Origin of the sequence: Corynebacterium sp. ACRPQ (genome assembly GCF_022347225.1) — a bacterium.
GTDB classification, from domain to species: domain Bacteria; phylum Actinomycetota; class Actinomycetes; order Mycobacteriales; family Mycobacteriaceae; genus Corynebacterium; species Corynebacterium tuberculostearicum_D.
Genome location: NZ_JAKRNF010000020.1, coordinates 25,086 through 34,446 on the forward strand (window position 1 = coordinate 25,086; position 9,361 = coordinate 34,446).

The following is a 9,361-nucleotide window of genomic DNA, read 5'->3' on the forward strand; positions in this document are numbered from 1 at the left end:
CGCAGGTGAAGTAACAGAAGGGAAGATAACCCACACCCATGCTGATCAGCATCGAAGGCATCGACGGTGCCGGTAAAAATACGTTGGTCTCCGCACTCAAGGAGTCGTTGGACCGGCCCGTAGAGGTTATTGCCTTTCCGCGCTATGCGGACTCGATTCACGCGCAGCTAGCGCAGAAAGCACTCTATGGAAAGATGGGCGACCTCACGGATTCGGCTTATGCCATGGCGACGCTATTCGCGTTGGATCGCTATGGCGTAAAGGATCAGCTGCAGCGCGCCAAGGAATCCGACACTGTGGTGCTCCTGGATCGTTACGTGGCTTCCAATGCGGCGTATTCGGCGGCACGGCTCGAAGACGATGCGGTGATGGAATGGGTGCACGATTTGGAATTTGGCACCCTCGGCCTGCCGCAGGCGGACCTGCAGGTGTATTTGGATACGGCGGTTGAGGTGGCGTCGGAAAGAGCGCAGGCACGAGCCCAAGCAGACGCCAGCCGGGAACGCGACCGCTATGAACGCGATGGCGGGTTGCAAGAACGCACCGCCGCGGCCTACCGGCGCCTAGCAGATGCGGGCTGGGGCGGACGCTGGATCGCTACCGCCGATGCGGATACTATTATTTCAGCGATAAAAGACCTTGTAGGAGAATAAAACGTGGCGCCCAAGATTTTGGTTGTCGATGACGATCCAGCTATCTCAGAGATGCTGACCATTGTGCTCGAGTCCGAGGGACTCAACCCCATTCCGGTCATGGACGGCAATGACGCCGTGCCTGCCTTTGAACAGCACGAGCCGGACCTCATCCTGCTGGACCTCATGCTTCCGGGCATGAATGGCGTAGATATTTGCCGTGCCATTCGCCGTGAATCCTCCGTGCCCATCGTTATGCTGACCGCCAAAACCGATACGGTTGATGTGGTCCTCGGCCTTGAATCCGGCGCGGATGATTACATCACCAAGCCATTCAAGCCCAAGGAGCTCATCGCCCGCATCCGTGCGCGCCTGCGCCGCACCGATTCTGCGGAATCTGAAATCCTGGAGGTTGCGGACCTTGTCATTGATGTGCCGGAGCATACCGTGCGCCGCACCGATGGCACCGAGCTGAACCTGACCCCGCTTGAGTTTGACCTGCTGCTGGAGATGGCGCGTCGCCCCGGCCAGGTGCATACGCGTGAATCGCTGCTGGAATCCGTGTGGGGATATCGCAATGCCTCTGATACGCGCCTGGTTAACGTGCACGTGCAGCGCCTGCGTGCCAAAATCGAGCACGATCCGGAAGACCCGCAGATTGTGCTGACCGTGCGCGGCGTGGGCTATAAGACCGGCAAGGCCGGCGCCGGGGAGTAAGGACCATCGGCATCATTGAGCGTCTAAGGCGCATTCGAGACGCCTTCATTACAACGTGGCGCACCTCTTTGCAGGCGCGCGTCATTGGCATGATTTTGGTCGCCTCCTCGGTGGTCATGATCATCTTGGCCTACGCGCTGGTGTCCGTGCTTACCCAGCGCCTGGTCAGCCAGAAGGAAGACGTGGCCCAACAGGAGCTGGAGCGTGCCCGCACGGCCGTGGAACAGCAGATCGATGCCACCAGTTCTGCTAACTCCGTCCAGGTACGCATTAATTCCGCTCGCGCTGCGTTGGGCCAGCTCTCCGCCCAGCAGGGCGACGCCCAGACGGTCTACGAGCCGGTCATCGTGGTGGAAAACCAGGATGGCTCTGTTACCACTTCGCCCGAGGATTTTCCCGTACCGGATCAGCTGCGCGAGATGGTGGATAAAGGCCAGATTGCGCAACAGTATTTCCCAGCGCCGCGCGAAAATGGTGATCACTACAACGCCTTGCTGGTAGGCACGCCTACCGATACCGATATTCCCCATACACAGGTCTACCTGGCGTTGTCCATGGAATCGGAAGAATCCACCATGGCGCTGATGCGCGGCCTGCTTTCGGCTGCCGGCGTGGTGGTCGTGGTGTTGCTGGTGGGCATTGCCTGGCTGGCCACCCAGCAGGTTATTACGCCGATTCGCTCGGCCTCACGCATCGCACAGCGCTTGGCGGCGGGTCATTTGAAGGAGCGCATGGCCGTCGATAGTGATGATGAAATGGGCCGCTTGGCCGCGTCCTTCAATAACATGGCCGATAAGCTGTCCTCCCAAATTGCACAGCTGGAGGAGTACGGCGATTTGCAGCGGCAGTTTACTTCTGACGTCTCCCATGAGCTGCGCACCCCTTTGACCACCGTGCGGATGGCCGCGGACATGATTGAGGCGGAAAGCGATAGCCTGCCGCACGGTGCCCAGCGCGCTTCCCGCCTCATGTCGAGCGAGCTCGACCGCTTCGAGGAATTGCTCGCGGACTTGCTGGAGATTTCTCGCCACGATGCTGGTGTGGCGGACTTGTCTACGGCAGCCATTGATCTGCGCTCGTGTGTGGAGGCGGCCTACGGGCAGGTGGAGCATTTGGCCCGCGAGCTCGATGTGGAGGTCCAGCTCAATCTGCCGGAGGAGCGCATCGGTGTCGAGGCCGATTCCCGCCGCCTCGAGCGCATCTTGCGCAACCTTTTGGCCAATGCCATTGATCACTCGGAGGGCAATCCGGTGGCGGTTGACGTCGCAGCCACGGACACTGCCGTGGGCGTTACCGTTACGGACCATGGCGTGGGCCTAAAACCGGGCCAAGAAGAGCTGGTATTCAACCGCTTCTGGCGTGCGGATTCCTCCCGCAAGCGCCACTCTGGCGGCACCGGTTTGGGCCTGGCTATCGCCCGCGAGGATGCCGTCCTGCACGGCGGCACGCTAGATGCCACCGGCTATGAGGGCTTTGGTTCCCGCTTCCGCCTCATTATTCCACGCACCCCGAATACCGAGGTGGGTGAGGCTCCCATCGCTGTGGAGATTCCCGGCGCACCCGTCACCAGCACTGCGGATGGTAGTGAGCTGGCAGAATCCGAAGTTGAAACTCCAGAAGCACAGGATACTGGCGCCGCCGCACCGGATGCAGGGCCTGCCGCTGCAACGCCGGCCATTTCCTCGGGCATGAGCTCGCCGCACGTCGACAAGAGCGAAAATGGCACCGATGGCGAGGCGGAGGGCGATGGCATTCTCTGGCCTTCGGAACGCGAACTGAACCGCGGCGCGGCCGCACCAGACAGGCGCGCCTATAAAGCCCCAGACTTTGAGGGTAGGAGGAAGTAAGCGTGTTGAGAGCGAACTATCGCAAGACCGCGGTTGTCGGCACCGCAGCGGCCGTGCTGTTCGTCAGCGGTTGTTCCACGCTGCCGAATAACACCGGCCCGCAAGTAGTCGGTACCTACCAACAGCAAGAGGATGGACCGGAAGAAGTCATTGCACCGCAACCCGGCGATGACCCGGATCTGACGTTGCGCGATTTCTACCAGGCTTCCGCCGTACCGGGAAACGACCATGAGGTCGCGCGCGGCTTTCTGACCGATAACGCTCGCGAAGCCTGGGACGCCAGCGGCGATGTAATGGTGGTCGATAGCCTGGACATCGTTACCGCGCCCGCAAGTAAGCAAAGCTCGAGGGATAATGAGCGCGCCTTCACGGTGCGCGGCACCATCATCGGCCGCCTGAAATCCGGCGGTGCGTACGTGCCGGAAAACGAGGGCTACGAGGCCGTCATCTACATGAAGATGCAAGACGATAGGTGGCGCGTCGATGGCTTGCCGGCCGGAGTAGTAATGGAGCGCAATGAAATGCGCAATCACTACACCCCGCAATCGCTGTACTTCTTTAAGCAAAGCAACGATGTGCTGGTTCCAGACCGCCGCTGGCTATATAAGGGCGGCGAACAATCGGAGTCGACGCTCATTACGCTGCTGATGGAGGGGCCTTCAGCCAGCATTGCGCCCGCTACGCGGCGGGCAGCGGGGGAGAATGTCACCTTTGCCGGCTATGACCGCGAACAGGGCTACCAATTCGAGGGCCTTGCTGATTTGGACTCCCATGATCGCACGCTCTTTGCAGCCCAGTTGGTGTGGACGCTTACGGAAGCCGGCCATACCGGACCCTTCAAGGTCAAAGCCGATGGCGGTGACCTAGTAGAGGGCATGGATAGCCTGAGCGTGGATGACTTCGCGGACTATAACCCGGAGGAAAGCAGCACCTCACTGTCTAAGCTCTATGCCCTCAATGAGGGCAACCTGCTGGAGGTGGACGATGGTGTGGCCGAGCCCGTGAAATCCACGCTGGGCAGCAGCGGTGACGTGCAATCCGTGGATGTTGCCGATAGCGGCCTCGTTGCGGCAGTGCGGCGCAAGTCCAATAATGACTTCTCGCTGCAGATAGGCGAGCTTGACGGCCAGCTGCAGGATTCAGTGGATGGCCCCACACTGGCACGGCCGACCTTCGAGTACAACGGGCAAGCCGCCTGGACCGTGGTCGATGGCGATCGCATCGTGCGCGTGGTGCGCTCCAAGACCACAGGCCGTATCTCCGAATCCGAGGTGGATGCCCGCAGCATCGACGATATCGAGGGCGAAATCTCCGTTATCCGCCTGTCCCATAGCGGTGCGCGCGTGGCCATGATTATTGATGGCCACGTGTATATCGCGGCCGTTGCCCAATCCAGCAGCGGCGATAAGCGCATCGTCAACGCCCGCGAGGTGGGCCCCGAAGTATCCGGCTCGGCCCTTTCGCTGGATTGGAATGCGGATGGCTCGCTCATCGTGGGTACTTCCTCGAGCCAGTCGCCCGTATGGCGCATCGAGCAGGATGGTTCCTCGGCCTCGACCATGCCTACCGGCAATATCACCGCCCCCGTGGTGGCCGTGGCAACCTCACCTACCAAGCTCTTTATTACTGATTCGCACGCTATGCTTGAGCTTCCTTCCACCGTCATGGACGAAACCAACTGGCGCGAGGTCTCCGGCCTGCAGGGTCGGCGTTCTTCCCCTATCGTTTCTAATTAGCCGCCAGAGGGCCTGCGCGGCTGGGGAGAGGCAAGTATGGGCTTGGGGGAGCTTATTTTTCCGCGTGCGTGCGCTGGGTGCGGCGCGCCGGGCGAGGTTTTGTGCCCACAGTGCCGCGATCACTTGCGGCAGCCGCCCTACATGGTGGCCCGGCCTCGGCCGCTGGGCGCGCCCGTCTATGCTCTCGGCCCCTATTCCGATATTCGCCGCCGCATCATTATTGGCATGAAGGAGCGAGGCAATCGGCCGGTTCGCGAGTATGTGGGGGCCGTCTTCGCGGCCGGGCTGGCCCATCTGAGTGCCCGCGGCGATATCCCGCGCGAGTTCACCCTCGTGCCCGCGCCTACTCGGCCGCGTTCGGCGCGGGCACGCGGCGGAGATCCGGTGTCCGCTGTGTGTCACGCCGCGGCGCAGCACCAGCGTGTGGGCGTGTGCGCGGCGCTTACTATGGGCCAGTCCACCGCGGACCAGTCCGAGCTCAACGCGCAGGATAGGTGGGCAAACCTGCAGGGCCGAGTCCGCGTGCGCGTGCCTATTGCTCAGGCGCCTGCGCTGCTTGCCGACGACGTCATTACCACCGGCGCCACCCTCGCCGCCAGCATCGCCGCCCTGCAGGCCACGGGTGTAGAAGTCTGTGGGGCATTGGTCTTTGCTGATGCCTAGATAGGGGTGGTGCCCACCCTCGAGGTAGGGGAGTTGCCTAAAAATCTCCCGCAAAGGTCATAACCAGTGCTATCATGAGGAGTGTCACAGAGAGATAGTTACTGTGATTAATTCTAGTCCCCACTACTCAAGGGAGGCATCTCAATGTCCCAGCCGAACAAAGCTCAGGTAACGATTACGGGCCGCAACGTCGAGGTCCCCGATCACTTCCAAGAGCGAGTTAATGACAAGCTGGCCAAGATTGAACGCCTTGACCCCACCCTGACCTTCTTCCACGTGGAGCTACAGCACGAGCCGAACCCGCGCCGTGACTCCGAGGCGGAGCGCATCCAGATCACCGCTACGGGCAAGGGGCATATCGCCCGCGCTGAAGCCAAGGAAGATTCCTTTTACGCAGCGCTCGAAACCGCATTGGGCAAGATGGAGCGCTCCCTGCGCAAGGTGAAGGTGCGCCGCGAAAACGTCAAGAGCGGTCACCGCGCGCAGAAGGGCACCGGCGAGATTGCCGCTGAAATGGTTGCGCAGGCCGAGGCTGAGCGCGCAAAGGAAGAGCGCTACGTTGACCCTTATGCTGAGACCGTGGAGGACGTTCGACCCGGCCAGATCGTGCGCACCAAGGAGCACCCGGCTACCCCGATGAGCGTGGATGATGCCTTGAGCGAGATGGAGCTGGTGGGCCACGACTTCTTCCTCTTTATCAACGAGGAGAACAATAAGCCGTCCGTGGTTTATCGCCGCCACGCCTACGACTACGGCATTATCTCCCTATCGGAAGACGCTGAAGCTTAAAGGAGCTCATACTTCTCTTAGCTAACGACCCTGCTGCGAGTATGCAGCGGGGTCGAATGTGTGGTTAGGGGAGGGGGCGTCGGCAAGCAGGTTGCGGGGGATATACAGGCTGAACGGAGGCTGTGCGCCTGCCCTATGTGCTAGGCGGGAGATGCTTTGTGAAAGCGAGTGAGTACAATAGCGACGAGTTAACTTTATTGTCGCGACTAGAAGGACTAACTAACCGTGTTTGGACTTTCCAAGCTGCTGCGCGCGGGCGAGGGCCGTACGGTCAAGCGCCTGGGCAAAATGGCAGACGATGTAATTGCCCTTGAGGATAAGTACGCGGAGCTTTCGGACGACGAACTTAAGGCAAAGACCGACGAGTTTAAGACTCGCCTGCGAGACGGCGAAGAGATGAATGACATCTTGCTCGAGGCCTTTGCCACCGTCCGTGAGGCTGCCTGGCGTGTCCTCGATCAGAAGCACTACCGCGTGCAGATCATGGGCGGTGCGGCCCTGCACTTCGGCAACGTCGCCGAGATGCGCACCGGTGAGGGCAAGACCCTGACCTCGCTGCTGCCGGCCTACCTCAATGCCCTTGATGGCAAGGGTGTCCACATCGTGACCGTTAACGATTACTTGGCAAAGCGCGATGCTGAGATGATGGGCCGTGTTCACCGCTGGCTCGGCCTGTCCGTGGGCGTCATCCTGTCCGAGATGCGCCCACCAGAGCGCAAGGCTGCCTACGATTGCGACATTACCTACGGCACCAATAACGAGCTGGGCTTTGACTACCTGCGCGATAACATGGTCCGCTCCCTCAACGATGTGGTGCAGCGCGGCCACAACTTCTGCATCGTGGACGAGGTTGACTCGATTCTTATCGATGAAGCCCGTACCCCGCTCATCATCTCCGGCCCGGTAGATGGTTCCTCCCAGTTCTACGGCGTCTTCGCCCAGCTGGCCCCGCGTATGCGCGAGGGTATCCACTACGAGGTGGACCACAAGAAGCGCACCATCGGCGTGCTGGAAGAGGGCGTGGAATACGTCGAGGATCAGCTCGGCATCGATAACCTCTACGCCCCCGAGCACTCCCAGCTGGTGTCCTACCTGAACAACGCCCTGAAGGCCAAGGAGCTGTTCACCCGCGACAAGGACTACATCGTTCGCAATGGCGAAGTCATGATCGTGGACGGCTTCACCGGCCGCGTGCTGGCCGGACGCCGCTACAACGAGGGCATGCACCAGGCCATTGAGGCCAAGGAGCAGGTGGAGATCAAGAACGAGAACCAGACCCTGGCTACCGTTACCCTGCAGAACTACTTCCGCCTGTACGAGAAGATCTCCGGCATGACCGGTACGGCAGAAACCGAGGCCGCCGAGCTGCACTCCATCTATGACCTGGATGTGGTGCCGATTCCTACCAATAAGCCGAATCAGCGTGCCGATCACTCTGACCGCATCTACAAGACGCAGGAAGCTAAGTTCGCTGCCGTAGTGGACGATATTGCCGAGCACGTCGAGTCCGGCCAGCCGGTTCTGGTCGGTACCACCTCCGTGGAGCGCTCCGAGTACCTGTCCCAGCTGCTGTCTAAGCGCGGCATTAAGCACAACGTGCTCAACGCTAAGCACCACGAAGAAGAGGGGCAGATCATCGCCCGTGCGGGCCGCCCCGGCACCGTCACCGTGGCTACCAATATGGCCGGCCGTGGTACCGATATTGTGCTCGGTGGCAACCCTGAGGTCATCCTCGATGAGAAGCTGCGCGAGCGCGGCCTCGATCCATTCGAGGATGAAGAGAAGTACCAGGAGGCCTGGGAAGCAGAAATCGATTCCGAGAGGGAGCGCTCTAAGAAGCTGGGTGACCAGGTGCGTGAGGCTGGTGGCCTCTACGTGCTGGGTACCGAGCGTCACGAGTCCCGCCGCATTGATAACCAGCTGCGTGGTCGTACCGGCCGCCAGGGTGACCCGGGTGAGACCCGCTTCTACCTGTCCATGCGCGATGAGTTGATGGTGCGCTTCGTGGGCCAGTCCATGGAGAATATGATGAACCGCCTCAATGTTCCGGACGATGTCCCCATCGAGGCCAAGATGGTCTCCAACTCCATCAAGGGCGCCCAGGCGCAGGTGGAGAACCAGAACTTTGAGATGCGTAAGAACGTCCTTAAGTACGACGAGGTGCTCAACGAGCAGCGCAAGGTGGTCTACGCTACCCGCCACGACATCCTTGATGCTGGCGATATTCAGGACAATATTCGCGGCATGATCGATGACACCGTGTCCGCTTATGTCGCTGGCGCTACCGCCACCGGCTACGTGGAGGACTGGGATTTGGACGCGCTGTGGAATGCGCTGGATTCCCTCTACGGCCCCACCATTTCCCATGAGGAGCTGGTGGAAGGCTCCGAATATGGTTCCCCGGGTGAGCTTTCTGCTGAGCAGCTTCGCGACGCCTTGGTCCAGGACGCCAATAATGAGTACGACAAGCTCGAAGAGTCTGTGACCGCCATTGGCGGCGAGCAGCAGATGCGCAATACCGAGCGCATGGTCATCCTGCCGATCATTGACCAGAAGTGGCGCGAGCACCTCTATGAGATGGACTACCTCAAGGAGGGCATCGGCCTCCGCGCGATGGCGCAGCGCGATCCGCTGGTGGAGTACCAGAAGGAGGGCGGCGAGATGTTCAACGCCATGAACGATGGCGTGAAGGAAGAGACCGTCCGCCAGCTGTTTATGCTGCGCAAGCAGTTCAAGCAGCAGGAAGAGGAACAGACCGGCGAATCCGCTGCTACCGCTTCCGGCAACGGTGAGGGCACCGTAGAGGCTTAGGCCTCGGCGCCCTTCGTCCAATCCCGCCCCGCCCCCGCTCGTGATTGAACTGGCCCCCGAAAGTTGGACTGGTTTAATTCTAGGCGGTTAGGGCTTCAAGGGTCTGATTTCGATATTGCATCGGGGTCAGGCCCTTGAGTCGTTGTTGGATGCGTTCGGTGTTGTA

8 protein-coding genes are annotated in these 9,361 nt (G+C 60.6%); 7 read left to right on the top strand and 1 reads right to left on the bottom strand.

Annotated elements, in window-relative coordinates:
- Positions 1-38 precede the first annotated feature (38 nt).
- The 7 genes from MHY24_RS10560 (at position 39) to secA (ending at position 9,195) form a co-directional block, all read left to right on the top strand.
- Positions 39-653 (top strand): dTMP kinase, encoded by a 615-nt coding sequence (locus MHY24_RS10560; protein WP_239193477.1) that lies wholly within the window; start codon positions 39-41, stop codon positions 651-653.
- Positions 654-656: 3 nt separating this feature from the next.
- A complete protein-coding gene (gene mtrA, locus MHY24_RS10565) occupies positions 657-1,349 on the top strand; it encodes an MtrAB system response regulator MtrA (protein WP_239230510.1) in 693 nt (230 codons plus the stop codon).
- Between the two features lie 68 nt (positions 1,350-1,417).
- A complete protein-coding gene (gene mtrB, locus MHY24_RS10570) occupies positions 1,418-3,196 on the top strand; it encodes an MtrAB system histidine kinase MtrB (protein ID WP_255712349.1) in 1,779 nt (592 codons plus the stop codon).
- A gap of 2 nt (positions 3,197-3,198) precedes the next feature.
- Positions 3,199-4,932 (top strand): MtrAB system accessory lipoprotein LpqB, encoded by a 1,734-nt coding sequence (lpqB, locus tag MHY24_RS10575; RefSeq protein WP_239230514.1) that lies wholly within the window; start codon positions 3,199-3,201, stop codon positions 4,930-4,932.
- A 123-nt stretch (positions 4,933-5,055) separates the two neighbouring features.
- On the top strand, positions 5,056-5,595 hold the full coding sequence (locus MHY24_RS10580) for a ComF family protein (protein WP_239193481.1): 540 nt from the start codon (positions 5,056-5,058) through the stop codon (positions 5,593-5,595).
- Positions 5,596-5,739: 144 nt separating this feature from the next.
- Positions 5,740-6,384, top strand: coding sequence for a ribosome-associated translation inhibitor RaiA (raiA, locus tag MHY24_RS10585; RefSeq protein ID WP_204609920.1), 645 nt, complete (start codon positions 5,740-5,742; stop codon positions 6,382-6,384).
- A gap of 225 nt (positions 6,385-6,609) precedes the next feature.
- Positions 6,610-9,195, top strand: coding sequence for a preprotein translocase subunit SecA (gene secA / locus MHY24_RS10590; protein ID WP_239230516.1), 2,586 nt, complete (start codon positions 6,610-6,612; stop codon positions 9,193-9,195).
- 79 nt (positions 9,196-9,274) lie between these two features.
- Here secA and MHY24_RS10595 read toward each other — a convergent pair.
- On the bottom strand, positions 9,275-9,361 hold an 87-nt coding region (locus tag MHY24_RS10595), incomplete at its 5' end, for an IS3 family transposase (protein ID WP_239230518.1).

Bases quoted from the DNA above. Each gene is read 5' to 3' on its own strand.
- MHY24_RS10560 (WP_239193477.1), top strand. From the start codon at position 39: ATGCTGATCAGCATCGAAGGCATCGACGGTGCCGGTAAAAATACGTTG.
- raiA (WP_204609920.1), top strand. From the start codon at position 5,740: ATGTCCCAGCCGAACAAAGCTCAGGTAACGATTACGGGCCGCAACGTC.